The sequence below is a fragment of the Streptomyces sp. Ru73 genome (genome assembly GCF_002920575.1).
GTDB lineage: Bacteria > Actinomycetota > Actinomycetes > Streptomycetales > Streptomycetaceae > Streptomyces.
In genome coordinates, this window is the sequence record NZ_PQSQ01000007.1 from 114,864 (window position 1) to 140,552 (window position 25,689).

General features: G+C 72.3%; 24 protein-coding genes. 19 read left to right on the top strand and 5 right to left on the bottom strand.

The window, feature by feature from the left end; all coding sequences use genetic code 11:
• Positions 1–164 precede the first annotated feature (164 nt).
• Together C3486_RS05385 and C3486_RS05395 are read right to left on the bottom strand one after the other, a co-directional pair.
• Positions 165–1,100 carry a hypothetical protein gene (locus C3486_RS05385; RefSeq protein WP_103831402.1) on the bottom strand — a complete coding sequence of 312 codons (936 nt, stop codon included), beginning with the start codon at positions 1,098–1,100 and terminating at the stop codon, positions 165–167.
• A 1,929-nt stretch (positions 1,101–3,029) separates the two neighbouring features.
• Positions 3,030–3,509 (bottom strand): GNAT family N-acetyltransferase, encoded by a 480-nt coding sequence (locus tag C3486_RS05395; RefSeq protein ID WP_103831403.1) that lies wholly within the window; start codon positions 3,507–3,509, stop codon positions 3,030–3,032.
• A 362-nt stretch (positions 3,510–3,871) separates the two neighbouring features.
• Here C3486_RS05395 and C3486_RS05400 point away from each other — a divergent pair, with 362 nt between their 5' ends.
• Entirely contained in the window at positions 3,872–4,627 is a 756-nt protein-coding gene (locus C3486_RS05400; protein ID WP_258052610.1) for an SDR family NAD(P)-dependent oxidoreductase, read from the top strand.
• Between the two features lie 126 nt (positions 4,628–4,753).
• Here the strand turns inward: C3486_RS05400 and C3486_RS05405 are convergent, their stop codons facing one another.
• Entirely contained in the window at positions 4,754–5,785 is a 1,032-nt protein-coding gene (locus C3486_RS05405) for a LacI family DNA-binding transcriptional regulator (protein ID WP_103831404.1), read from the bottom strand.
• Positions 5,786–5,926: 141 nt separating this feature from the next.
• Here C3486_RS05405 and C3486_RS05410 point away from each other — a divergent pair, with 141 nt between their 5' ends.
• The 4 genes from C3486_RS05410 to C3486_RS05425 are packed head-to-tail and all read left to right on the top strand — an operon-like array spanning position 5,927 to position 11,480.
• Entirely contained in the window at positions 5,927–7,234 is a 1,308-nt protein-coding gene (locus C3486_RS05410) for an ABC transporter substrate-binding protein (protein WP_103831405.1), read from the top strand.
• 36 nt (positions 7,235–7,270) lie between these two features.
• Positions 7,271–8,158, top strand: coding sequence for a carbohydrate ABC transporter permease (locus C3486_RS05415; protein WP_103831406.1), 888 nt, complete (start codon positions 7,271–7,273; stop codon positions 8,156–8,158).
• On the top strand, positions 8,155–8,976 hold the full coding sequence (locus tag C3486_RS05420; RefSeq protein WP_103831407.1) for a carbohydrate ABC transporter permease: 822 nt from the start codon (positions 8,155–8,157) through the stop codon (positions 8,974–8,976). Before C3486_RS05415 ends, C3486_RS05420 begins: the two co-directional genes overlap by 4 nt.
• On the top strand, positions 8,973–11,480 hold the full coding sequence (locus tag C3486_RS05425; RefSeq protein ID WP_103831408.1) for a glycoside hydrolase family 3 N-terminal domain-containing protein: 2,508 nt from the start codon (positions 8,973–8,975) through the stop codon (positions 11,478–11,480). The genes C3486_RS05420 and C3486_RS05425 overlap by 4 nt, the downstream gene beginning before the upstream one ends.
• 71 nt (positions 11,481–11,551) lie before the next feature.
• Here the strand turns inward: C3486_RS05425 and C3486_RS05430 are convergent, their stop codons facing one another.
• Complete coding sequence (locus C3486_RS05430) at positions 11,552–12,157, bottom strand: cupin domain-containing protein (RefSeq protein WP_258052611.1); 606 nt, start codon at positions 12,155–12,157, stop codon at positions 11,552–11,554.
• Between the two features lie 173 nt (positions 12,158–12,330).
• Between C3486_RS05430 and C3486_RS05435 the strand changes: the two genes are divergently transcribed.
• The 12 genes from C3486_RS05435 to C3486_RS05490 all read left to right on the top strand — a co-directional run bounded on the left by C3486_RS05435 (position 12,331) and on the right by C3486_RS05490 (position 24,256).
• On the top strand, positions 12,331–12,768 hold the full coding sequence (locus C3486_RS05435) for an Rrf2 family transcriptional regulator (RefSeq protein WP_103831409.1): 438 nt from the start codon (positions 12,331–12,333) through the stop codon (positions 12,766–12,768).
• Positions 12,765–13,700, top strand: a complete 936-nt coding sequence (locus C3486_RS05440; RefSeq protein WP_103831410.1) for a DsbA family protein — start codon at positions 12,765–12,767, stop codon at positions 13,698–13,700. The genes C3486_RS05435 and C3486_RS05440 overlap by 4 nt, the downstream gene beginning before the upstream one ends.
• A gap of 511 nt (positions 13,701–14,211) precedes the next feature.
• Positions 14,212–15,789: an ABC transporter substrate-binding protein gene (locus tag C3486_RS05445; protein WP_103831411.1), complete on the top strand. Its 1,578-nt coding sequence runs from the start codon at positions 14,212–14,214 to the stop codon at positions 15,787–15,789.
• On the top strand, positions 15,786–16,874 hold the full coding sequence (locus C3486_RS05450; protein WP_103831412.1) for an ABC transporter permease: 1,089 nt from the start codon (positions 15,786–15,788) through the stop codon (positions 16,872–16,874). The genes C3486_RS05445 and C3486_RS05450 overlap by 4 nt, the downstream gene beginning before the upstream one ends.
• The gene (locus tag C3486_RS05455) at positions 16,871–17,872 is read left to right on the top strand and encodes an ABC transporter permease (protein WP_103831413.1); all 1,002 of its coding nucleotides are present in this window, start codon (positions 16,871–16,873) and stop codon (positions 17,870–17,872) included. Before C3486_RS05450 ends, C3486_RS05455 begins: the two co-directional genes overlap by 4 nt.
• Positions 17,856–19,028, top strand: a complete 1,173-nt coding sequence (locus C3486_RS05460) for an ABC transporter ATP-binding protein (RefSeq protein ID WP_258052612.1) — start codon at positions 17,856–17,858, stop codon at positions 19,026–19,028. The genes C3486_RS05455 and C3486_RS05460 overlap by 17 nt, the downstream gene beginning before the upstream one ends.
• Positions 19,025–20,095, top strand: a complete 1,071-nt coding sequence (locus tag C3486_RS05465; protein ID WP_103831415.1) for an ABC transporter ATP-binding protein — start codon at positions 19,025–19,027, stop codon at positions 20,093–20,095. Before C3486_RS05460 ends, C3486_RS05465 begins: the two co-directional genes overlap by 4 nt.
• Positions 20,092–20,397, top strand: coding sequence for a molybdopterin dinucleotide binding domain-containing protein (locus tag C3486_RS37155; RefSeq protein WP_181138455.1), 306 nt, complete (start codon positions 20,092–20,094; stop codon positions 20,395–20,397). The genes C3486_RS05465 and C3486_RS37155 overlap by 4 nt, the downstream gene beginning before the upstream one ends.
• An 82-nt stretch (positions 20,398–20,479) precedes the next feature.
• Positions 20,480–21,676 (top strand): acyl-CoA dehydrogenase family protein, encoded by a 1,197-nt coding sequence (locus tag C3486_RS05475; protein ID WP_103831416.1) that lies wholly within the window; start codon positions 20,480–20,482, stop codon positions 21,674–21,676.
• A gap of 59 nt (positions 21,677–21,735) precedes the next feature.
• Positions 21,736–22,875, top strand: a complete 1,140-nt coding sequence (locus C3486_RS05480; RefSeq protein ID WP_103831417.1) for an LLM class flavin-dependent oxidoreductase — start codon at positions 21,736–21,738, stop codon at positions 22,873–22,875.
• Positions 22,872–23,705, top strand: a complete 834-nt coding sequence (locus C3486_RS05485; RefSeq protein ID WP_103831418.1) for a serine aminopeptidase domain-containing protein — start codon at positions 22,872–22,874, stop codon at positions 23,703–23,705. The genes C3486_RS05480 and C3486_RS05485 overlap by 4 nt, the downstream gene beginning before the upstream one ends.
• Positions 23,702–24,256: a flavin reductase family protein gene (locus C3486_RS05490; protein ID WP_103831419.1), complete on the top strand. Its 555-nt coding sequence runs from the start codon at positions 23,702–23,704 to the stop codon at positions 24,254–24,256. Before C3486_RS05485 ends, C3486_RS05490 begins: the two co-directional genes overlap by 4 nt.
• A 97-nt stretch (positions 24,257–24,353) precedes the next feature.
• On the opposite strand, the gene C3486_RS05495 is transcribed toward C3486_RS05490, so the two are convergent.
• Positions 24,354–25,037, bottom strand: a complete 684-nt coding sequence (locus tag C3486_RS05495; RefSeq protein ID WP_103831420.1) for a TetR/AcrR family transcriptional regulator — start codon at positions 25,035–25,037, stop codon at positions 24,354–24,356.
• Positions 25,038–25,106: 69 nt separating this feature from the next.
• Here C3486_RS05495 and C3486_RS05500 point away from each other — a divergent pair, with 69 nt between their 5' ends.
• Both C3486_RS05500 and C3486_RS05505 read left to right on the top strand, forming a co-directional pair.
• Positions 25,107–25,430, top strand: coding sequence for a methylmalonyl-CoA mutase family protein (locus tag C3486_RS05500; RefSeq protein WP_103831421.1), 324 nt, complete (start codon positions 25,107–25,109; stop codon positions 25,428–25,430).
• Between the two features lie 17 nt (positions 25,431–25,447).
• A partial coding sequence (locus tag C3486_RS05505) for a carboxyl transferase domain-containing protein (RefSeq protein WP_308461219.1) occupies positions 25,448–25,689 on the top strand: 242 nt, incomplete at its 3' end.

The window sequence follows — 25,689 nt, forward strand, 5'->3', positions numbered from 1 at the left end:
AGGCTGCGCGCTTCCTCTCACCGAGGGAGAAGGAACCAGCGCCAGGGCGGAAGCGACGGAGCGGGCGCGGGCGACCGGCCGGTCGCCCGCGCCCGCTGCCGCAGGCTCGGGACGGGAAACTGGAGACCGCCCGTCGGCGGCCCAGCGCGCCTCCCGCGATGCGCTCAGACGTCGGTGTCTGGGGGAAGACCGTCGCCCAAGACGATGCGGATCATCTTTCCCTGCCCGGTGATGTCGGTGAGTCCGGCCGCCAGGCGGCTGTACGCGGTCGCGGCCAGTGCCCAGTCGGCCTCCAGCATCGTGGCGGCGGAGCGGGTGTTCCACAGCTCGATCAGCAGCGCGATCAGGGAGCGTCCGGACAGGACGGTCTGGATGCGCCCTTCCCCGATGTCCTCCACCGCCGGCGGGGTGCGGAAGTGGCAGTGGCGCACGGCCAGGGCGGCCAGCCACTCCCAGGTGTCGCGATGGGCGACGAGCTCGGCGGAGGCTACGCCGGCGGCCTTGAGCAGCAGCACGCCATGAGCGACTCTCGGGTCCTCGGACCGGCCCTCGGAGCCCTTCGGTGTGGCGGGTTCAGCCTGTCCGGATACCTGTGTGGCGCGGTAAGCGGCCTCGATCGTGGCCTTGAGCGCCCGTTCCTGCCCGCCCTCGTCCTGGGGCTCCGGTTGCTGCGCGGTGTCCTCCATGACGCCCCCCTGCTGGTCGCTGTCGTTCCCGGCCTGCTGATCCGCTGCGGCACCCTCAGCTGCAGGCGCGCCGCCTGCAACCTGTTCACGGTGGGCTGCGCCTTCAGGCGGCTCCTTCCCGTCGTGGTCCTGTCCGTCCCGGCCCTCGGCTTGGGGAAGCGCCACCTTCTTCACCCCGTCGAGGAGGGCCAAGAGCTGCCGCAGCTCAGTCCGCGTCTCGTTCAGGTCGCTGATCATCCGGTCCTGGCGCCGGCGCACCTCGCGATTCTCCTCGCGCAGCCCGGTGACTCCCGTCTGGATGTTCTCCTGGATCTTCAGGCGACTCTGCGTGATCTCCCTGGACAACGCGGCCAACCCGACCGTCGGGTCATCCAGGCGCTGCAGTTGTTCGCAGTCCTTCTGCGGCTTCTCCATTACCTCGTCTGACGGCTGTCTCCATCGCATGTGCCCCCCTGACGACTCTGTCCATGTGACCGCTCGTATCTCCCCGCGCAACGTCCGTGTGACGCGACGGCCTTCCGCCCCCTGCCGACACAGCACTTCCGCACACATCGGCGTCGAGCCGGGCCGCCGCACCTCAAGCCCCGCGCCTACCAAGCCGCAGGTTGGCGCCGGCGATCCGCACATCATGAGGCCGTCGTGGCGCGCTTCGGAAGGCGGACGCGCGAGCGGGACGGGGCGCACGGATGAGTTCGATGCGCCCTGTTCCAGTCGCCGTACACCCCCCTAGCTTCGAAGAGCAACCGTCGTGAGCCCCAGGCCCTCACATCACGTACACACCAATGGGCGGCCGAAGAAACGCAGAAGCGTACTGGGAGCAGGGCTGGACCTGCGCGGCGCATTCGCCACCGGTCGACCGACAAGGCCCCGGGCCGGTGACAAGCCCCTGCGCAGCGCAGCCCTCACCATCACCCCGGCACGTGTTCGCCGCCGACGGCTACGACCGACCGCCTGCAGCAAGCTCCCCGCCTTGCTGACCGGTTTGGCGCCCCCGACACCAAACGGACAGTCGGCTCGTGTTGTGCCTCACGACGGGCGGCCGTACGTGCCCGGCACCGGCCGCCCGGCGCACGTTACGCCCCGTCACGTCACCGTGAAGTCAAGGTGTCACGGTCTGCACCGTGCCGTGGCAATATTGCACCGTGCCCGAGAAGCTGTGCGAACGCTGCGAGATGACCATTGGGATGGGCTGTTCCTGCCCGGCCGATGGAAGTGCGCCGAAGGCGCTCGACCCCCGCCGGACAGGCCCGACGGCAGGGCCGGACTTCTCGTTCGACAAGGTACTCATCTCGCCTACGGACATGGCGCACATCCCCGGCGCCTGCGTGCACTACGTCGACGGCCCCCTCGACGAAGCAGGGTGGGGTTGGGTCTCCGGCGCGGACGCGGCCACCTGGACTCGCATCAGCGAAGGAGCACCGCTCCAGGCCTCGGCAGGCAACACTGCACGCCGGGCGACGAAGCGATGCATACACTGCTCAGAGTTCCTCGGTGCCCCCTGACCCCGATGCCGGTACCGATGACCGCGCGGCTCGTTGGCCGGTCACGAGGTCTGACGACTTCGGCCGAGGAGCCCCCGTCCCCGGCGGGGAGACCCGCCTGCGCACCACGCTGCTCACGGTGACGCTCGTTCGTGCTGACGGATTCGCTTCCCCGTGGTGCTCTGGGTGGTTGCCCGCTCTCGCTCCAGTGGGATCGTGACAGTGATTGCGCTCGCCGCGAGTCCATCCCGATCGCTCTTGAGGCGGTCGCCAGGGGCGCGTTGCGGGTACGAGAGGCTTGCGGTCGGTGCGGCCGCCGCCATCGTGCCTCTCCCGTGCGGCGTCCGCCGCCTCGCCCTCGGAGGGCTGCGTCAGCCCGCAGCCGGCGGTGAACAGCAACAGCGGGGCGAGCAGCAGCAGTCGGCGCATGCGTTGAGCTTTCCGGCACCGCGCGCGGCGGGCAACCGCTCTCGTACTCAGACCGGTGCAGGTGAGCGTGCTCAGCTCAGCGGCCATGGTGCGAAGGCCGCTGGGGCGTGCGTCAGAAGTGGCTCCCGGGCGTGGAACGATCTCGTGTCGTGGCGCCGCGCGAAGACCTCACGGGGCGTACCGGGCTGCAGCCGGCCGTCGAGCAGGGACAGAAGCGGATGTCCGGATGTCCCCGTGGTCGCCGAGGGGGAACGCGGGGTGGGGCGGCCTGCCGTGCGAACCGGTCCTGGAGGAAGTAAGGTCCCGCGGCAGTCGAGTACGCGGCAGTCGAGTACGGGGCAGTCGTCTCAAGAACGCATCGGGTCGTGGCCGCGCGGTACGGCGAGCTCGCAGTTCGCTACGAGGTGAGCATCCGTCGTCCTCGTCGCGGCCGTCAATGAGTGGCTGCGACCGCCCGCGGTTCCGGCGGGATGGTGAACCGCAACTCCGGGCGTTCCCAGGCAACCTTCGGCGGTGATGGAGCAACCGCCCCGACGCGCTGTGCGCCCATGCGCAGGTAGAACTTCTCCGCCGGCGGATGGGCCACCACGCGCACGCTGGTCACTCCGGCTTCCGCGGCCTGACCGGCCATGTGCCCGATCAGATGTCGGCCGACGCCCAGCCCCTGCGCCTCATCCGCGACGAATGCCAAGTCCAGCTCCGGCGGCTCCAGCACGAGCGAGTAGAAGCCCCGTATCTGATCGGATGCGTCCACGGCCACGAAAACCCGATGCCGGGCGACGTACTCCGCTGTGACCCGGTAGCCCGAGATGATCGAGGCGTACCGCCCCCGGTAGGCGCTGGACTGCTGGATCAGCGAGGTGAGGCGCTGCGCGTCTTGCGCGACGGCACGCCTGATCGTCGTGGGCTGCATCCGCCAGAGTATAGGGGCGCAGCCAGCCCGTGCCCATTACCTCTTCGGTTCAGGGCTTACCTGCTTCTGACACGTGCACTGACACGCGCCCTGGCGGCCGTCGCAGCGGCGCAGCTGCCGCGCGAGGACGTCATGGACGGCGGCGGTCGGCCGGTCGAGCCACTCTTCGCCCACGCGGCTGCCGGTCCGGCGGGCGTACCGAAGTGTGCAGTGCACCGGGCGGCCGCGGTCGGTGCGTACTCGCGGGGTACGTGGAGTCGTCGCTGTCGGTTGAACGCTACGTCTGAATACCGCCGGAACCGCAGGGTGTTCCGGTCGACGATTGCGTCATGTCCCCTACTGGAACAGGGAGTTTTGCGGAGATGACGATGAACGGTGGGACGGCGCTCGACGGCAAGGTGGCGTTGGTGACCGGCGGCAGCCGGGGGATCGGGGCAGCGGTCGCGCTGCGGCTGGCCGAGGACGGCGCAGACGTGGCGCTGACCTACCAGGGCTCGGCCGAGAGGGCCGAAGAGGTGGCCGCCAAGATCACCGCGATGGGGCGGACCGGCTGGGCCGTCCGTGCGGACAGCGCCGACCCGGGGGCGGTGCGCGGTGCGGTGGCGGCGGTCGCCGAGCGGTTCGGGCGGCTGGACATCCTAGTGAACAACGCGGGTGTCGGCGCCGTCGGGCCGATCGAGGCGATGGGCCTCGACGACATCGACCGGGTGCTTACGGTGAACGTGCGCGCGCCCTACCTCTACACCCAGGCAGCGGTGGAGCACCTGGCCGAGGGCGGACGGATCGTGAGCATCGGCAGCTGCATCGCCCAGCGCGTGGCCTTCGGCGGAAGCGCGCTCTACGCGACCAGCAAGGCCGCGCTGACCGGCTTCACCAGGGGCATGGCCCGGGAGCTCGGCCCGCGCGGAGTCACCGTCAACCTGGTCCACCCGGGCCCGATCGACACCGACATGAACCCGGGCGACGGCGATTCCGCCGACTTCCAGCGCGGCTTCACCGCGCTGGGCCGCTACGGCACGGCGGCGGAGGTCGCGGACGCCGTTTCGTACCTGGTCGGCGAGAGCGCCCGGTACGTCACGGGCGCGGAGCTGGCGGTGGACGGCGGCTTCGCGGTCTGAGCTCGCGGGGCCGACGCCACCCGCACCTGCCCGCTGGTGTTGTCCTTCAGGGCGACAGCGGCGGCGGGCTCGGTGCGGTGGAGCGCCGCACACATTCCGAGGAAAGGCCAACACGGCCCCGCCCCGTCAGTCGCGTGGCGGAGCCGTGCTCTTCCGCACGACGAGGCTGGTGGCCAGTTCGAGCCTCGTCGTGACCGGCTCCTGTGCTGCCCGTATGCGCAGCAGCATTTCCGTCGCCTCCTCGGCCATGCGGCGCAGTGGCTGGTGCACCGTGGTCAGCGCGGGGCTGGACCAGCGGGCCACCGGTACGTCGTCGTAGCCGACCACGGACAGGTCGTGGGGGACGCGCAGGCCGCTGACGCGTGCGGCCTCGAGCGCGCCGAGGGCCTGCAGGTCGCTGCCGGAGAAGATCGCGGTCGGCGGGCGGGGGAGCGAGAGCAGCTTCATGGTGCCGTCGTAGCCGCCTTCGACGTGGAAGTCGCCGTACAGGACGAGATCGGGGTCGATCTCCAGGCCCGCCATGCTCATCGCGGAACGGTAGCCGTCCAGGCGTGCCAGCGAGCAGAGCATGTCCTCAGGGCCGGTGATGATGCCGATGCGGCGGTGCCCGCACTCGATGAGATGGCGGGTGGCCGCGAGTCCGCCGCTCCAGTTGGCCGAGCCCACCGACGGGACGTCGGGGTCGGGATCGCCGGCGGGGTCGATGATGACGAAGGGGATGGCGCGCGAGCGCAGCTGCTGCTTGACCTCCTCCGGCAGTGCTGAGAAGACCAGGACCACGCCGAGCGGGCGGCGTTGCAGTACGCCTTCGATCCAGTCGGGTCCGGGGGCCTGCCGGGTGCCGCTCTCGGTGAGGACGACGCCGGCCCGGTGGGCCTTGGCCACGTTCTCCACCCCGCGGATCAGCTCCATCGCCCAGATGCTGTCCAGCTCGTGGAAGACCAGCTCGATGAGGGGCGCCTCCTGAGCCGAGCGGGTGGTGCGCCGGTAGGCGTGCTCCTCCAGCAGGCGTTCCACCTTGAGCCTGGTCGGTGCGGCGACGTCCTGCCGCCCGTTGAGGACTTTCGAAACTGTCGAGAGGGATACCCCGGCCTGCTTGGCCACCTGGGCCAGGGTGACACGGCTCGACTCCTCGTCATCGCGCATGGTGAGGAGCATAGAGCACCGGCAACTCCGGGCGCAGCGTCACAAGTTGATAACTCGTCGACCGAGGGTTGACCCGTCGGAGCGGGGAGCCCTAGCGTCCCGACGCGTGAAGTTTCGGAATTAGTGTCGAAAGAGTTTCGAAAGGTGGGGGCGATGAGACGTCGTACACGGTTCCTGAGAAACGCCGCCGTCGGCGGTGCGGTGCTGAGCCTGGCGCTCACCCTGTCGGCGTGCGGCGGGGGCGCCGGCGCTGCGGGTGCGGACGACGGCCGGATCCACGTCCTGGTCTACGGCGACAGCGCGAACAAGGTGGAGAAGCGGATCATCGCCACCTTCAACAAGACCTCCAAGGTGAAGGCCGTCCTGGACACCATCCCGGGCGCCGACTACCAGGCCAAGCTGCAGACCGTCATCAACAGCAAGCAGGCCCCTGACGTCTTCTTCAACTGGGGCGGCGGCAGCATCAAGCCGTTCGTCGACGCCGGGCTCCTCATGCCGCTGGACGACTTCATCGCCAAGGACCCGGGCCTGAAGGACAAGTTCCTCCCCTCCGTGGTCAAGAGCGCGGAGGTGAACGGCAAGCCGTACGGCATACCCATGCGCGGCACCCAGCCCGTGCTGCTGTTCCACAACAAGAAGGTGCTCCGGGACGCCGGTGTCGAACCGCCCAGGACCTGGGACGACCTGCTGGCGGCGGTGCGGAAGCTCAAGGCGGCGGGCGTCACGCCGATCGCCCTGGGCGGCGGCGACAAGTGGCCCACGCTCATGTGGTTCGAGTACCTCTACGACCGGGTGGCAGGACCCGGGCTGTTCCGCAAGGCGCTGGACGGGGACAAGGACGCCTGGGCGAGCGCCGACAGCCGGAAGGCGCTCGGCATGCTCAAGGACCTGGTCGACGCCGGGGCCTTCGGCACGAACTACGACTCGGTGAAGTTCACCGACCAGGGCTCGCCCACCCTCCTCGCCACGGGGAAGGCCGGATTCGAGCTGATGGGCTCGTGGGAGTACTCCACCCAGCAGGACAGCCACCCCGACTTCGCCGCACACGACCTCGGCTACGGCACCTTCCCGGCGGTCGACGGCGGCAAGGGCGATACGGACAACCTCGTCGGCAACACCAACAACTTCTACTCGGTGCTGAAGAAGACCAAGCACCCCGAGGCGGTCGCGGAGTTCCTGAAGCTCCAGTACTCCGACGAGTTCGTCAAGGCGCAGCTCGGCATCGGCAACGTGCCCACCACCACGACCACCGACAAGTTCCTCGGCAGCGCCGCCGACCCGGACTACGCCCGCTACCAGTACGACAAGGTCGAAAAGGCGCCCTCCTTCCAGCTCTCGTGGGACCAGGCGTACCCGCAGACGGCGACGGTCGGCATGTACCAGGCCGTCCAGCAGTTCCTCAACGGCGGGCTCGACGAGGCCGGGTTCATCAAAGTCATGCAGGCCCTGCCCACCTCCTGACCGCGCCGACGCCGACCCCGACTTGGATCCCCTCTCATGACCCCCACCGCCACCGGCGTCAGCCGGCCGGGCTTCGCCTGGGCGGCACCGGCCGCCGTCTTCTTCGGCCTCTTCGCGCTCCTCCCGCTCGTCCTGGTGGCCGTGCTCTCCTTCGCCCACTGGGACGGGCTGAGCGCCCCGCAGTTCACCGGGCTCGACAACTGGAGCAAGCTGTTCGACGACCCCGTCATGCTCAAGAGCCTCTGGCTGAGCGTCCTGCTCACCGGGCTCGGCGTCGCCGTCCAGACGCCGCTGAGCATCCTGCTGGGCGTCTGGGCGGCGGGCCACCAGCGCAACCGGGCCGTGCTCTCCGCCATCTACTTCGTCCCGCTGCTGCTGTCGGCGGCGGCCGTTTCCGTGCTGTGGCGCGCCGTCCTCGACCCCAACTTCGGTGTGCCCGCACACGCCGAGTGGCTGTTCGGCGACGGCAACCTCTTCGGCGCGCAGACCAGCGCCATCGGCGTCCTCGTCTTCGTCAGCGCCTGGCAGTTCACCCCGCTGCACACACTCATCTACCAGGGCGCGGCCCGCGCGGTACCCCGCGTCCTCTACCAGGCGGCACAGATCGACGGCGCCGGCAGGGTCCGGCAGTTCTTCCACATCACCCTGCCGCAGCTGCGCAACAGCATCATCACGTCCACGATCCTGATGGTGGTGGGCGGCCTGACGACCTTCGACACCGTCCTCATCCTCACGCAGGGCGGCCCCGGCACCGACACCACGATCAGCGCCTACTACATGTACCAAAAGGCCTTCAAGAACTTCGACTACGGGACGGCCTCGGCGATCGGCGTGCTGCTCGTCCTGGTCGCCACGGTCATCTCGCTGATCGTGGTGCGCCTCTCCGGCTACGACAGGATGCGCAGCACGATGGAGGGCCTGTGAGCAAGCGACGCGTCAACCACCTCGCCGGCTTCGGCTCGCTGATCTGGCTCTTCCTGGTCGGACTGCCGCTGTACGCGATGCTCGTCGCGACGTTCCAGTCCCGTACCGACTACGCGGCGAACGGACCGCTGGCCCTGCCGAAGACCTTCACGCTCGACAACTACGTCAAGGACTTCCGCAGCGGATTCGGGCAGTACTTTCTCAACACCGCCCTCGTCACCGTGTGCGTCGTGGGTCTCGTCGTGCTCCTCGTACCGCCGTTGTCGTACGCGATCGTGCGCAGCCGCAGCAGGCTGACGCACACGGTCTTCCGGCTGTTCCTGCTCGGCCTCGCCATCCCCTCCCAGGCCGTCATCGTGCCCATGTTCTACGTGATGAGCGAGGCCGGTCTCTACGACAACCTCATCGGCGTCATTCTGCCGACCGCCGCCTTCGCCATGCCGGTGTGCGCCCTGATCCTCAGCGGTGTGATGCGTGACATCACACCGGAGCTGTACGAGGCGATGACGATGGACGGCGCCTCCTCCCGGCGGGTCTTCTTCCAACTGGTCCTGCCGCTCTCCCGCAGCGGCCTCTCCACCATCATCGTCTTCTCCGCCCTGCAGGCATGGAACGGCTTCCTCTTCCCCCTGGTGCTCACGCAGTCCGCCGACACCAAGGTCATCACCATGGGCCTCTACGACTTCCAGACCGAGCACGGGGTCGACATCCCCGGCCTGCTCGCCGCGGTCGTCCTGTCCATGCTCCCCATCCTGCTCGTCTATCTGTTCGCCCGCCGCGCCCTGGTCCAGGGCCTGATGGGCGTCGGAGGAAAGTGACCGGCCACGTGTCCGTACAGACCGAACACACCGAAACGACCGGCGTCCCGTTGTGGCGGGACGCGGCCCGCGACCCGGGGGAGCGGGCCGACGCCCTGCTCGCGGAGATGACACTGGAGGAGAAGACCGCCCAGCTCTTCGGTGTCTGGGTCGGCGCCTCGGCGGAAGGGGCCGAAGTCGCCCCGCACCAGCACGACATGGAGGAACCGGCCCCCCTGGAGGACCTGCTGCCGCACGGCCTCGGCCAGCTGACCCGGCCCTTCGGGACCACCCCCGTCGACCCCGCGCTCGGCGCGCTGTCGCTGCTCCGCACCCAGCGCAGGATCGCCGCCGCGAACCGCTTCGGCATCCCGGCACTGGCACACGAGGAGTGCCTCGCCGGCTTCGCCGCGTGGGGCGCGACCGCCTACCCCGTACCCCTCTCCTGGGGCGCCACCTTCAATCCGGGGCTCATCCAGGAGATGGCGGCGGCGATCGGCCGTGACCTGCGCGCGGTCGGCGTCCACCAGGGACTCGCGCCCGTTCTGGACGTCGTGCGCGATGCCCGCTGGGGGCGGGTGGAGGAAACCATCGGCGAGGATCCGTACCTCGTGGGCACCATCGGCACCGCGTACGTACGGGGCCTGGAGTCCGCCGGCGTCGTCGCCACCCTCAAGCACTTCGCCGGGTACTCCGCCTCCCGCGCGGGACGCAACCTGGCCCCCGTCGGCATGGGTGCCAGGGAACGCGCCGACGTCATCCTGCCGCCGTTCGAGATGGCCGTGCGCGAGGGCGGTGTCCGCTCGGTGATGCACGCGTACACCGACACCGACGGCATCCCGTCGGCGGCCGACGAACGGCTGCTCACCGGCCTGCTCCGGGACGCCTGGGGCTTCGAGGGCACGGTCGTCGCCGACTACTTCGGCATCGCCTTCCTCCAGACCCTGCACGGCATCGCCGGCAGCCTCGGCGAAGCCGCCGCCGCGGCACTCACCGCGGGTGTCGACGTGGAACTCCCCACGGTCAAGGCGTTCGGTGCGCCGCTGCGCGCGGCGCTCGCCGAGGGCCTGATCCCGGAGGCAGTCGTGGACCGCGCCGTACGCCGGGTCCTGAGACAGAAGGCCCAGCTGGGCCTCCTCGACGCCGACTGGGACCCTACCCCGCCCGCACTCGCCGCCACGGACGCGGCGGCGGCCGATGGGCACGGCACGGCCGACCTGCGTGACACGGGCGCCCTCCGCACCGCAGCAGGCCGGCGGACCACGGCCGAGCCGCCTGACACAGCCGCTCTCCGGACCACCGCCGACCTGCGTGGCACGGTCGACCTCGACACGGCGGACAATCGCGCGCTGGCCCGCCGCATCGCGGAGCAGGCCGTCATCCTGCTCCGCAACGACGGCACACTGCCCCTGGCGGACGACCGCACCCCGGCACGCATCGCCCTCATCGGACCCAACGCCGCCACACCCACCGCGGTACTCGGCTGCTACGCCTTCCCCGTGCACGTCGGCAGCCAGCACCCGCACGTACCCGCGGGCATCGAACTCCCCACACTCCACGAGGCACTCGCCGTCGAATTCCCGGAGAGCGAGGTCGTCACCGCCACCGGATGCGACATCGAGGGCGCCGGGACCGACGGTTTCGCCGCGGCCGCCGAGCTGGCCCGCGGCGCCGACCTGGTGATCGCCGCGCTCGGTGACCGGGCCGGGCTCTTCGGCCGCGGCAGCAGCGGTGAGGGGTGCGACGCCGGCTCCCTGGCCCTGCCCGGCGTGCAGCAGCAGCTGCTCGACACGTTGCTGGACACCGGAACCCCGCTCGTGGTCACCCTGCTGGCCGGCCGGCCGTACGCCCTGGGCCGCGCGGCGTCCGAGGCCGCCGCCGTCGTCCAGACGTTCTTCCCCGGTGAGGAGGGCACGACGGCCCTCGCCTCCGTCCTGAGCGGCCGCGTCGCCCCGTCGGGCCGGCTCCCCGTCAGCGTGCCCCGGCTCCCGGACGCGCAGCCCTCCACCTACCTCGCGCCCCGCCTGGGCCACTCCACCGAGGTCTCCAACGTCGACCCCAGCCCGGCCTTCGGCTTCGGCCACGGACTGACGTACACCACGTTCCACTGGTCCGACCTCGTCATCGCGCGCGAAGAGGCCGATACCGGAGGTGAGTTCGAGGCGGCCTGCACCGTACGCAACACCGGAACGCGGCGGGGCACCGAGGTCGTCCAGCTGTACCTGCACGACCCCGTCGCCTCCGTCGTCCAGCCCGTCCAGCGCCTCGTCGGATACGTACGCCTCGACCTCGCGCCGGGCGAGGCGGCGCAGGTGCACGCGACCGTCCCCGCCGACCTGGCGTCCTTCACCGGCCGCGACGGACACCGCATCGTCGAACCGGGCGACCTGGAACTGCGCTTCAGCGCCTCCAGTACGGACCCCCGCCTGACGGCCCGGGTCCGGCTCACCGGCCCTGTCCGCACGGTGGACCACCGCCGCCGACTCCACGCGGACTTCCGGGTGACGCGTCGTCAGGTGCGGTAGAGATCGTTCATCACGACGGTCAAGTGCCCGGCTGCCGGGCACGCGGCCATGTGCCCGGCAGTCGGCACGTGTCAGTGCGTGCCGGGCGCCGCCGGTGGGTTTTCGCTGTCGAGGACGTACAGCTCGGGGAGGTTGACGACGATGGCTTCCTGGGTGCTGCGGGCGATCACGACGACCGCCTCGTCGTCGGGGCTGGGGTTCTCCTCGCGGTGCGGGACGTAGGGCGGTACGAAGATGTAGTCGCCGGGGGAGGTGCGGATGCGGACCTCCTCCGGAGTCCCGCTCGAGTCGTCGAGGAACACGAATTCCGGGTGGCCCTTGACCACGTGGATGGCCGTCTCGGAGGCGCCGTGGTGGTGGTTGGAGGACGCGGTGGCGGGGGCGACGTGGGTCTGGCCCATCCAGATGCGCTCAGAACCGACGGTGTTGCCGCTGATCGCGGCGAACCGCCGCATGCCGCCGGTCTGCGCGGTGTCACCGTCCAGCGCGTCCGCCCGGATGTGGTGCAGCCGGGCGCGCAGCGGCAGTGCGGAGTCGTCGCCGTGGCCGTGCGGGTGGTGCGGCAGGTCCGGGTGGAAGGCGTCGTGCCCGGACGCGGTGCCGGACTCGGTACCCGTGGCGGCGTCGGAGGCGTTGGCCGGCGTCGTGCCGGCCGGGGGATCGGTCTGAGCAGACATGGTGTTCCTGCTGGTCGGAACGGCACCGGCCGTCGGTGCGAGCCGGTCTTCTGGCGCCGACCGTAGAGAGCCGGACGAAAGGATGTCAAGATGTATCCATTGCCGCCAGGGCCGGTTGCCGGGCGGGCGGCAGGCGCGGAACGCAACGAACCACCACCCGGAAGACGGTGCACATGCAGATCTCGGCCAAGGCCGACTACGCGGTGCGGGCGCTCGTCGAACTCGCCGCGGACAGCACGCGGCCGCTGACGTGCGAAAGCATCGCCTCGTCGCAGGACATTCCGTTCCGGTTCCTTAAGTCGGTGTTCCGGGACCTCCGCGCGGCCGGCCTGGTGCGCAGCCAGCGCGGCTGCGAGGGCGGCTACTGGCTCGGCCGGGACGCCGCGTCGATCACCGTCGCCGAGGCCATGACGGCGGTCGACGGTGAACTGTTCACCGTGCGCGGCGAGGTCCCGGAGGCGCTGAGCCACCCGGGTGCCGCCCAGGGCGTCTCCGAGTTGTGGCGCGACGTGGCCGCGGTGGCCGACGCGCTGCTGCGGCGCACGACGATCGCCCAGCTCGCCGCGCGGGGCGGCGCCGCGCGCGACGCGACGACGGCCGTACCGGCATGAGCGGGCAGCGGCCGCCACGCAAGCAGGACGCCGCCCGCGATGAACCACCGCTGCGGGTAACGGAGTTCACCGACGCGGCCTGCCCTTGGGCCTGGGGCGCCGAGCCGGACTTCCGGCTGCTGCGCCAGACGCTGGGCGAGCGAGCCCAGTGGCGGCAGGTCTTCGGCATCCTCTTCGACGAGGACGACGATCCGGCGCCCGACCCGGACGCCGAGGCCCGCTGGTACGAGCGTTTCATCGCGGACGTCGCCGCGCACACCGGCGCGCCGTACGCACCCCGGCTGCACTGGCTGACGCGCACGAGCCGGCCCGCTTCGCAGGCCGTGACGGCGGCGCGGGCACAGGGGGAGGCGGTCGCGCAGCGCGTCCTGCGGCGGCTGCGCGAGACGACGTTCGTGCTCGGTACTCCGGCCGACACCGCCGACGGCGTGCGCGAGGCGGTGCTCGGCGTGCCCGGGCTCGACACCGGCCGGCTGCTGCGCGACCTGGGCTCCGAGGGGGTGCGGGCCGCGGTGTGCGCGGACCACGCCGAGACCCGCAGACCGCTGCCCGAGGTGTGGGACCTGGAGGCCCCCGGGCCGCATCCGGGGCGGGCCAAGGAGCTGGACGACGGGCACCGGTACGCGCTGCCGACGCTGCTGTTCGAAGGGGCGGGCGGCCGGGTGGTCGTGCCGGGCCGCCGGGCGTTCGCCGAGTACCTCGACGCCGCCCGTACCGCCGCCGGCGCCCCGCTGCCCGGCCCCGTGCTCCTGCCGCCCGACGTGGCCCTCGCCCGCTGGCGCAGCCTGACCGGCCCCGAGCTGACAGCCCTGGCCGGTACGCCGGCGCCGCCCGCCGGCGCCGTGCGCGTCGACACCGCCAACGGCCCGGTCTGGCTGCATCCGGACGAGGCCCGCACGCATCCGATGACGCGGACGCGCGCCGCCGAGTGAGGCCGTGAAAGGTGCCGGCATTCAGGTCTCGGGCAATGAGACACCTTCAGGTGTCCATTGACAGCGTGGTGACGGTCCGGTGAGGATACGGAACATGCACCCGACGCACCCCGGCGTGGTCTGTCGTTACGTCGACTACCTGCGTACCTCCAGCGCTCTCTGTCGCTGACCCCAGGCGTTCCGCGCGCGCCGGCCGACGGCCGGCACGCATCGGCGGCGCGAGGCGCATCGGTGTGCGGCGGAGTACATACGGCCGCGGCCACTTCCGCGTGAGCCGGGCGCAGCCCCGCCTTCCCCGCCTGCGCATAGGGGCGTACGAGCCCTGCGGTGCCCCACCGTCGCGGTGCCCGGCCATCCCGCCCCCGCGCCGTCCTCCCGCCGACCGTGCTCGCCCCGCGCGCGTGCGTCCCCTCTCCGTACCCACACTCCTTCGCCCCGGGCCCTCCACGGCTAGCCCCGTGGCCCGCCGGCGTGCCCGCATGCCCGCCGCGGCCGAGAAAGGTGCACCACCATGCCGCATTCCCCCTCCCCGCCCGCCTCCGAGCACCCGGATCCGCCCGGCCGCCCGGCCGTCCTGGGCCGCCGTTCCTTCCTCGGGCTCGCCCTCGGCGCGGGCTCCGCGCTCGCGCTCACTGCCTGCGGGGGCCGTGCGACCACCGCGGCCGCGGGGGAGGCCGGCACCTTGAAGTGGGGCTGGGACCTGCCGACGTCCTGGGATCCGGTCACCTCCTCCGCCGGCTGGGACGTCCATGCGCTCTCGCTGGTCTACTCGGGCCTGACCAAGCTCGACGAGAAGGGCAACGCCGTACCGGCCCTGGCCCGGTCCTGGCAGTACAACGACGACGGCACCGCCGTCACCTTCACCCTCCGCGAAGGGCTGACGTTCAGCGACGGGACACCCCTGGACGCCACCGCCGTGAAGAAGAGCGTCGAACGCGGCCGCGACGCGCCCAAGTCGCTCATCGCCGCCCAGCTCGTCGGCGTCCGGCAGGTCCTCGCGCACGACGCCCGCACCGTCGAACTCCAACTGGCCGAACCCGACTACCAGTTCCCCACCCTGCTCGCCGGCAAGACCGGCATGGTCGTGAACCCGAAGGTCTTCGAGAAGGACGCCGGCGCCCTCGCGACCCGGCCGGCCGGCTCGGGCCCGTACACCCTCACCTCCTACGTACAGAACTCCCGCGCGCTGCTCCGCCGCAATCCGCGCTACTGGGACGCCAGGAGCATCGAGGTCGAGAACTTCGAGCTGTACCCGCTGCCCGAGGAATCCACCGTCGTCGCGTCCCTCACCTCGGGCCAGTACAACGTCGCCCAGATCCCCGGCAGCCAGGTCGAGGCGGCGCGTGCGGCCGGGCTCCAGGTGCAGGTGATCCCCTCCATGGTGGTCCGGGTCCTGGACGTGCACATCGGCAAGAAGCCGCTGAACGACCCCGACGTGGCGCTCGCCCTGAAGTACGCCGTGGACCGCGAGGAACTGCTGAAGACCGCGGCCTTCGGCCACGGCGAGGTGACCCGGCAGTTCTTCCCCAAGGGCTACGCCGGTCACGACGAAGAGCTCGAAAAGCTCTTCCCCTACGACCCGGAGAAGGCGAAGCAGCTGCTGGCGAAGGCCGGGCACGCGGACGGTCTGGAGATCACCCTCACCACACAACAGGCCGAGGGCGCCGCCGAGTTGATCCAGGCGCAGCTGAAAAAGGTCGGCATCACCGCGAAGATCGAGACCATCCCCGCCGCACAGGCCACCCAGATCGTCTACGTCCAGCGCAGCAAGGCCCTCTACTTCGACCAGTTCGCCGGGCGCGACGCCGCCACCCAGGCGTTCCAGGTGCTCTTCGGCAAGGAGGGCCTGATGAACCCGGGCCGCACCACCTCGCCCGAGCTGGAGAAGGCCCTCGACGTGGTGCGCCGCACGCCGCTGGACGCACCCGAGTACGCCGAGGTGCTGCAGCAGGCCACCGGCATCGCCGTACGCACCATGCCCAACGTCTTCCTCTACACCGTCCCGCGCATCCTCGCCCGCAACGCCAAGGTCTCCGAGATACCGGCCCACGCCGTGGTCCAGCGCTTCGAGGGGGTCACCGTCTCATGACCACCGCACCCCCGCTCGCCGGCGGCGACCGGCGCGAGCAGCCGGAAGTGCCGCACCGCCCACCGCGGTTCGCCCCCTTCGCCCGGCGGCTGGCCGCCGCGCCCCGCCCACTCGGCCGCGTGCTCGCCGTCACCGTCACCGTCTTCCTCCTCGCCTCCCTCCTGACCTTCGCGCTGGGCGCGCTGTCCGACGCCAACCCGGCAGCTGCCGTCCTCGGCGACCTCGCCACCCCCGCCGACATCGCCCGCATGGAGCGTCAGTTCGGCCTCGACCAGCCGCTGTACCAGCAGTACTTCAGCTGGCTCGGGAACGCCCTCACCGGTGACCTCGGCACCTCCTGGTTCACCGGGATACCGGTTTCCGACAGCATCGCCGAGGCCATTCCGGTGGACCTGTCCATCGCCGGGCTCGCGCTGCTGCTCGCCGTCCTCCTCGGCGGCGGCGCGGGCATCGCCGCCGCGCTCGACCGCGGCGGGCGCATCGACCGGGGCGTCACCGTCGTCTGCTCGACCCTCGCCACCCTGCCGCCGTTCCTCATCGGCATCGTCCTCATCGTCGTCTTCGCCGTCCAGCTGGACATGCTGCCCACCGGCGGCTACCAGCCGCTGAACAACGGCGTGGGCGAGTGGATCCGGTACGCGATCCTGCCGGCCTTCGCACTCAGCCTGGACGCCGCCGCCTCCCTCGCCCGCCAGCTGCGCACCTCCCTCGTCGGCGCGCTGCGCGAGAACTACGTGACCGGCGCCGAGATGCGCGGCTTCTCGGCCCGCCGGGTGCTGTTCGGGCACGTCCTGCGCAACGCCGCAGGTCCCGCACTGACCGTCCTCGGCATGAGCGTGCCGCTCATCATCGGCGGCGCCGTCGTCACCGAGAAGATCTTCAACCTGCCCGGCATCGCGCAGCTCTCGCTCCAGTCCGCCGAGCAGCACGACGTGCCCGTCGTACAGGGCACCCTGCTCGTCACCGTCGGCGTGGTACTGGCCGCCAACATCGCCGTCAACGCGGCACTGGCCGCCCTGGACCCCGCAGCGCGCCGGCGCACCACGGGCCGCCGCCCGGCCACCGCCGAAGGGAGCACCGCATGAGGACCCTGCGCCACGCCGTCCGGCTCCGCTCGGCCCGCCCCGCCCTCGTCGTCCTCGCCCTGGTCGCCGTGCTCGCCGTCGCCGGCGGCGCGCTCGCCCCGCACGACCCGCTGGCCCAGCACCCCACCGACATGCTGAGCGGACCGAGCGCCGCACACCCGCTCGGCACCGATTACCTGGGCCGCGACGTCCTCAGCCGGCTGGTGGCGGGCACCGGACTGTCGGTGGCCGGCGCGCTGGAGGCCGTCGCCGCGGCGATGCTGCTCGGCGTCCTGCCCGGCCTGGCCTCCGTCTGGCTCGGCAAGAGCGTGGAGTGGAGCCTGCAGCGGCTCACCGACACGCTGATGATCATGCCGTTCACGGTCTTCGCCATCGCCGTCGTCGCCGCACTGGGCAACGGGATGCACCAGGCGATGCTCGCCCTCGGCGTGCTCTACGCACCCCTGTACTTCCGCATCACCCGCGCCGCGGCCCTCGGACTGAAGCAGGCGCAGTACGTCGAGGCCGCCGAGCTGATGGGCGCCTCGCGATGGTGGATCCTGCGCACCCACGTCTGGGCCAAGATCCTGCCGACGGTCGCCGTCACCACCGCCCAGGCGGTCGGCCAGGCCCTGCTGGTCGTCTCCTCGCTGACGTTCCTCGGCCTCGGCGTCCAGCCGCCCGCCCCCACCTGGGGCGGCATGCTCGCCTCCGACCTCGGCTACCTCGCCCAGCAGCCCTGGGCCCCGCTCCTGCCGGGCCTCGCCATCATGCTCACCGTCGGCGCGCTCAACCTGCTGGCCGACGCGATCCGCGACAGCGGCACGGGCTCCGCGGCGCTTGCTGCGGGCACCGGCACCGCCGCGCTGCCGGGTGCGCCGCCTCCCACCGACGGCAGTGTCACCGGCACCGCTGCGCCCACCGCCGCCGATGTCCTCGCCGCTTCCACCGCCGCCGGCGACGCCGGCACGCCCACCGTACGTACCGAGGAGGCCGAGCACCGTGTCACCGCTGGCTGAACAGCCGGGCAGCACCGACCCCGCCGACGGAACGGCGACGGGCGCCCACCCGTACGACGACCCCGCACACGCCCCCCGGCACACCCCGCGCGCCACGTCCGAGCCCGACCGCGCACCGGTGCTGACCGTCTCCGGCCTCGACGTCACCATCGGCGGCGCGGTCCCCGCCGTACGGGATGTGTCCTTCGCGCTCGGCCGCGGCGAAGCCGTCGGGCTGGTGGGGGAGTCCGGCAGCGGCAAGAGCCTGACCTGCCGTTCCGTCCTCGGCGTACTCCCGCCGGGCATCGCCGTCTCCGCCGGGCGCATCACCCTCGCGGACCCCGAAGGCGGTGCGTCCGCCGAGCTGACCGCCCTGACCCGCCCGCAGTGGGACGCCGTACGCGGCCGCCGCATCGGTGCCGTCTTCCAGGACCCCGCCTCCTACCTCAACCCCTCGCTCACCGTCGGCCGCCAGCTCGCCGAACAACTGCGAGTCGGCCGCGGCCTGTCGCGCACCGAGGCGCACGACCGGGCCGTCGCACTCTTCACCGCCGTCGGCCTGCACCGCCCCGCCGAGCTGTACCACCACTACCCGCACGAACTCTCCGGCGGCATGCTCCAGCGCGTCCTCATCGCCATCGCCGTCTCCTGCGATCCCGAACTGCTCATCGCCGACGAGGCGACCACCGCACTCGACGTCGTCGTCCAGGCCGAGATCCTCGAACTCCTCCAGGACCTGCGCGAGTCCCGCGGCCTGACCCTGCTCCTGGTTACCCACGACCTCGCCGTCGTCGCCGAGAACTGCGACCGCGTCATCGTGATGTACGCGGGGGAGATCGTCGAGGACGGCCCCACCGCCGAGGTGCTGGCCGCGCCCGCCCACCCCTACACCGAAACCCTGCTGAAGGTCGCCGCGATCGGAGACCGGGATCGGTGGGAGCCGGCCGTCATCCCCGGCCGGCCGCCCGAGACCGGCGCCGCCCTGCCCGGCTGCCGCTTCGCCGAGCGCTGCGCGTACGCGACCGCGGAGTGCACCGCCGCTCCGGTGGCCCTGCGCAGCGTGGGCGAGGGGCGCCGGGCCCGCTGCCTGCGCCCCGCCGGACCACCGGCCCGGGACCTGCCCACGCGATCCGTCGCCGTGGCCCGCACGACCGCCACGGAAGGAGCGACCGTATGACCACCCCACCGGTCCCCGCGAAGGACACCTCTGCCACCCCGGCCGGGGAACCGCCGCTGCTGGACATCGTGGACCTCTCCGTCTCCTTCGGCCGCGCCCGCTCCGGCGCCACCCGCGTACTCGCCGGAGCGCACCTCGCCGTACGGGCCGGGCAGATCGTCGGCATCATCGGCGAGACCGGCTCCGGCAAGACCACGCTGGCCCGCGCCACCGTGGGACTCGTCCCGGCCGACACCGGACGGATCAGCTTCGCGGGCCGCGAGCTGACCCGGCTGCGCCCCCGCGAACTGCGCTCATTCCGGCGCTCCGGCGAGCTGCAGTACATGTTCCAGGACCCGCTGCGGTCCCAGGACCCCGACCTGACGGTGCGTCGGATCGTCGCCGAACCGCTCGCCGCCGTGGGGACACCCGGCCGCCAGGAACGCGCCGCCCGGGCCGACGAGGCGCTCGCCCTGGTCGGGCTGGACCCGGAGCTGTTCGGCGACCGCACCCCGGGGCAGCTCTCCGGCGGACAGCGGCAGCGGGTCTCGCTGGCCCGCGCCGTCGTCACCCGCCCCCGGCTGCTGATCACCGACGAACCGGTCAGCGCGCTGGACGCCTCCCACCGCAACCTCGTCCTGGGCCTCCTGGACCGGCTCCGCCGCGAGCTGCACCTCGCCGTCGTCGTCATCTCCCACGACCTCGGCTCACTCGCCGGCATCGCCGACCGCGTGGTCGTCCTCTACCGCGGCCGCCTGGTCGAACAGGGCCCGGCCGGGGAGGTGCTGGAGCACCCCCGGCACCCGTACACCGCACTGCTGACCGCCTCGGCACCGAGCGTACGGCGCGGGACCCGGCTGCTCCCCGCCGATCTGCGCGCCCCGAAGGACCGCGCACCGTGGCCCGACGACGAGGGCTGCGTCTTCGCGCCCCGCTGCCGCTTCGCCACACCGGAATGCCGTACGGAACCGACCACCGGGCCCGTGCCCGGCCACACCGAGGACTCCCCGCACCTCGTCGCCTGCCACCACGCCGCCGCCTGGCGCGACCGGATGACGCGGCGGGCGGGGGAGGAGGTGCCGGCATGACGCCCCGCGACGCGGTGGCCCGCGGCATCGAAACCGGCGACGTCGTACGGCTCTTCAACGACCGCGGTGCCGTCCTCGCCGGTGCCGTCCTGCACGACGGGCTGCGCCCCGGCGTGGTGCGGCTGCCGACCGGCGCCTGGTTCGACCCCGTACCCCACGACCCGGGCGGCCGGCCGCTGTGCGTCCACGGCAACCCCAACACCCTCACCGCCGGCCTTCCCAGCTCCGCCTCACGCAGGGCCGCACCGGCCCACACACCCTGGGTGAGGCCGAGAAGTACCGAGGAGCACCACCACCCGTGACCGTCCACCAGCCACCACCCCTGCTCGACCGCGCCACCACCGCGCAGGGCGCGGCGGCCCGCACCGACCGGCCGGAGACACCGTGACCACCACACCCCCACACCACACGGCAACCGGCCTGCCACGTGCCGACTACGACCGTCTGCCCGACGTACGCCGCGCCCTGGCCGCACGCGCCGCCGCACACGACCGCGACGCCACCTTCCCCACCGAGGGCTTCGCCCTCGTGCACGAGGCCGGGCTGCTCACCGCCACCGTCGGCACCCGCCACGGCGGACCCGGCGCCGGCCTCGCCGACACCGTACGGATCCTGCACGCACTCGGCGCCGGCGACCCGGCCGTCGCGCTGATCACCGCCATGACCCTCTTCGTCCACGCGGGCGAGGCCCGCGCCCCCGGCTGGCCGCCCGTCGCCTACGCCGGACTCCTCGCCGCATCGGCCCGGCGCCCGGCCCTGGTCAACGCGCTGCGCGTGGAGCCCGAGCTCGGCAGTCCGGTCCGCGGCGGGCTGCCCGCCACCACCGCCCGCCGCGACGGCGAGGACTGGCTGCTCACCGGCCGCAAGATCTACTCCACCGGTGCCGTCGGCCTCAGCCACCTGCTGGTCTTCGCCCGCACCGACGAGGACCCCGTACGCGTCGGCACCTTCATCGTCCGCGCCGGCAGCCCGGGGCTCGCCGTCGAGGAGACCTGGGACCACGTCGGCCTGCGCGCCAGCCGCAGCGACGACGTCGTCCTGAACGCCGTACGCGTCCCCGGCGGCGACGTGATCGGCCTCGACGTGCCCGGCGACGTCCCCGGCGCCCGTCCCGACACCGTCACCGGCGCCTGGAACGCACTGGGCCTGACCTCCCTCTACCTCGGCGTCGCCGAAGCCGCCCGCGACTGGCTCGTCGGCTTCCTCCACGAACGCGTCCCCACCGGACTCGGCGCACCGCTCGCCACCCTGCCGCGCTTCCAGACCGCCGTTGGCGAGATCGACACCCGCCTCACCGGCGCCCGCACCCTGCTGCGCGCCCTCGCCACCGCCGTCGACGCAGGGGACGCCGAAGCCGCCGAACAGGCCGCCGGCGCCAAGGTGCTGGGCACCCGCGCCGCCATCGAATCCGTGGAGCAGGCCGTCGCCCTCACCGGAAACCACGGCCTGGCCCGCGCCAACCCGCTCCAGCGCCACTACCGCGACGTGCTCTGCTCCCGCGTCCACACCCCGCAGGACGACGCCGTGCTCGCCTCGGCCGGCAAGGCCGCACTGGCCCGCCGCACCACGCCCACTCCGTAGAGCCCGACCCCAGAGGGCCTCAGTACCCAGAGAGCCCGGTCCGCAGAAAGGCCTCACCCATGACCACCCCCTCCGTCGAGTTCATCGGCATGATCGGCACCCGGGACGCCTCCGAGACCCGGCCCGCCACCGGCCCCGCGATCGACCCCGACTACACCGTCCGCTTCGCCCGCGCCCACGAGGACGCCGGCTTCGACCGCATCCTCATCGGCTACAGCTCGGGCCGCCCCGACGGCGGCCAGGTCGCCGCGCACGTCGCGGCCCGCACCGAACGCCTCGGCCTGCTCATCGCGCACCGCCCCGGCTTCATCGCCCCCACCCTCGCGGCCCGCACCTTCGCCACCCTCGACCAGTTCACCAAGGGGCGCGTCGCCGTCCATACCATCACCGGCGGCAACGACGCCGAACAGCGCCGGGACGGCGACTACCTGAGCAAGGACGAGCGCTACGACCGCACCGACGAATACCTCGGCATCCTCCGCCGCGCCTGGGCCTCCGCGGAGCCGTTCGACCACACCGGGCGGCACTACCGCTTCGAGGACTACGGCTCCGAGGTACTGCCCCACCGCGAGTCCGGCATCCCCCTCTACTTCGGCGGCTCCTCCGAGGCCGCGTACCGGGTCGGCGCCAAGCACGCCGACACCTTCGCACTGTGGGGCGAGCCGCTGGCCGAGACCGCTGAGCAGATCGCCTCGGTACGCGCCGCCGCCGAGGCCGCGGGCCGCACCGAACCGCCCGGCATCAGCGTCTCCTTCCGCCCCATCCTCGGCCCCACCGAGGAACTGGCCTGGGAGCGGGCGCACCGCATCCTGGACACCATCAAGTCCGGTGCCGGCCGCCCCTTCTTCGACCAGGCGCGCCACCACCAGAACGTCGACAGCCCGGCCAACGTCGGCTCCCAGCGGCTGCTCGCCGCGGCCGCCAAGCAGGATCTGCACGACCGCGCCCTGTGGACGCCCACCGCCACGGCAAGCGGCGCGGGCGGCAACACCACGGCCCTGGTCGGCACCCCCGAGACCGTGGCCCGGGCACTCCTGGACTACGTCGACATCGGCGTCACCACCCTCCTCATCCGCGGCTACGACCCACTGGACGACGCCATCGACTACGGCCGCCACCTCCTCCCGCTCGTCCGCCAGGAACTCGCCCACCGCGCCGCCACCCAGGGCGCCCGCACCCCGGCAGGAACCGCCCGATGACCGACCTCCACACCGCGCCCGCACCCGCGACGGCCACCGCCACCTGGCGCCCGCCGGCTCCCGTCGCCCCGCGCGGCACCCTCGCCGTCCTGCCGGGCCGCGGCGAACACGGCCTCGTCTACGAGCGGTTCGGCCGCCGCCTCGCCGCCGACGGCTACGTCGTGCACGCCCTGGACATCACACCGGACCGGACAGCCGAGGAGATCAGCGCTGCCGTCACCGCCGGGGCGGGCACCGCCCCGACAAGCCCGCTCGTCCTCGTCGGCAGCGACACCGGAGCCCTCCAGGCCCTCCACGCGGCGGCCGAGGGCGGCCGCAACGGACTGTCCCCCGCGGGAGTGATCCTGACCGGCATCGCGCCGAGCGGCACCGAAGCACCCGGCACCGCACCCGACGGCCTCGCGGCCTCAGGCGGGACAGCCCGCACCGGCGCGCCCGGAGCGGACGACTGGGACGCCGAACTCGCTGCGCGCACCGCCTGCCCGACCCACCGCGCACGGCTCACCGACGACCGCGCCTTGATCCGCGGCGCCCTCGCCGCCCCCGTACCGGCTCACCTGACCATCGAGGCGACGACGGACCTGCCCGCCCTCGTCCTGCACGGGGCCGCCGACCCCCTCACCCCGTTGGCGCAGGCACGCGCCCTCGCGGCACGGCTGCCGCACGCCGCCCTCGGAGTACTCCACGAGGGCCTGCACGACGTACTCAACGACGCCTCGCACCGCAGCACCGCCGCCACGATCGTGCTCTGGCTCGAACGCCTGCGGACCGGTGCGGGCCTGCGCCCGGTACTCACCCTCGAAGGCCCCACCGGAAGGACCCCGGCATGACCGCCACCACCCACGGCCGCCCGCGGCCCCTGCCTGGCACCGAGGCGGCGGAGCACGCCCCGGAGGCCGAAATACTGCGCCGCACACTGCGCCGACACGCAGCAGGTGTCGTCGTGGTCACGGTCCCGGGACCGGCCGGTTTCACCGCCACGTCCTTCACCTCGGTCTCCCTCGAACCGCCCCTGGTCTCCTTCTACCTGGGCCGCACGGCATCCACCGCCGCAGCGGTACGCGCGGCCGACCGCTTCGCCGTCCACGTCCTGGGCCCGCAGAACGCCGCGCTCGCCCGGCAGTTCGCGCGCAGCGGCATCGACCGGTTCGCCGGGGTGTCCTGGACAGCGGCCGACGACGGCCTGCCCGTACTCGACGAGGCCCCGGCCTGGCTCACCGCCCGCGTGACACGCCGTCAGGCCATCGGCGACCATCTGCTGGTCGTCGGGCAGGTGGACGGCGGAGGTGGCGACGAGGGAGCCACCGGCCTCGTCCACCACGCAGGCGCCTTCGCCGCGGCCGGCACGCTCCGGCCCGGCGGCGGCGACGGGCGCGGATAAGCCGACCACCGGGGACGCATGGGTCGCCCGCGACCACGCCACGCACCGTCGATGTGTTCCGCGCCCGGTCCCGGGCGCGGAACACATCGACGGTGGCCTATTTCTCGGGGCCGTCCTCGACGAGACGTCGGAGTGAGGGGAGCAGGGCGTCGAGGTCCTGGCCGGTCCTGAAGGCGATGACCGTGGTGCCGCCGTCGGCTTCCGGCGGGGCGCCCGGTGCGGCGAAGAGGGCGAGCACTTCGCGCATGGCCTGGTCCAGCTCGGCGACCGGGTCGGCGGATTCCCCTCGGAGCCACCGGCGCAGTACGTGGTTGTGGGCGGCGACCACGTTCGCCGCCATGAGCTCGGCCCGCAGTGACGCAGACTCGGTGGGGTCGCCCATCCAGTCCGCGATGAATTCACGAAAGAGCCGCTGGTAGCGGGCCACGCTGGCGATCTCGCGATCGCGGAGCGCGGCGACCTTGCTGGTGAGCGCGTACCGCCGGCGCGCGAGGTCGCCCTCCTCGATGTAGTGCAGCAGCACCAGGCGGACGGCGTCGGAGACGGTGACCAGGGCGGTGCTGTGGCTGGAGGTGGCCAGCCGGTCACGGATCAGTTCCAGCAGCCGGTCGTGATCGGGAAAGATCACTTCTTCCTTGGACCGGTAGTGCCGGAAGAACGTCGTGCGCCCCAGCCCGGCCCGCTCGGCGATGTCATCGACCGTCGTCTGCTCATATCCGCGCTCGTCGAAGAGGGCGAATGCGGCGTCCGCGAGCCGGATCCGCGCAGGTGGCTTGCTCATGAGTGCCCATCCTTCCCTGTTCCGGGCCCCGGACGCCACTTGCCCCCGCTGGCGGTACTGAGTACCGTCATGGTGATATCGAGTACCGAGAAGGAGTCCGGCGTGGGTGCCATGGCGCAGAGCGAATCCGTCCTGCCGATCCAGCCGCTCTGTGACGGCTCGGTACGGGAGGGCTTCGCCGCGGACGCCGGGCCGGGCGCTCCGGGGGCATGTCCGTACGCCCGTGGTGTGCATCCGGCGATGACCGCCGGCCGGCCGTGGACGATGCGGCAGTACGCCGGCTTCGGCACGGCGCAGGAACCCCACGAGCGCCACCACGGACTGGTTGGCGCCGGCACCCTCCGCACGGCGCGCGACGTACGGGGCGGACACGTCCCGCACGACACCTTCTGAAAGCGATGAGCCCCGGGATGGAACAACCAGTGAGCGACACCACCATGCACACCACAGCGGGCAAGCTGGCGGATCTTCAGCGCCGTATCGAAGAGGCCACGCATGCCGGTTCCGCGCGTGCGGTGGAGAAGCAGCATGCCAAGGGCAAGCTGACCGCGCGTGAGCGGATCGATCTGCTGCTGGACGAAGGGTCCTTCGTCGAGCTGGACGAGTTCGCCCGGCACCGCGCGACCGACTTCGGGATGGCCGACAACCGGCC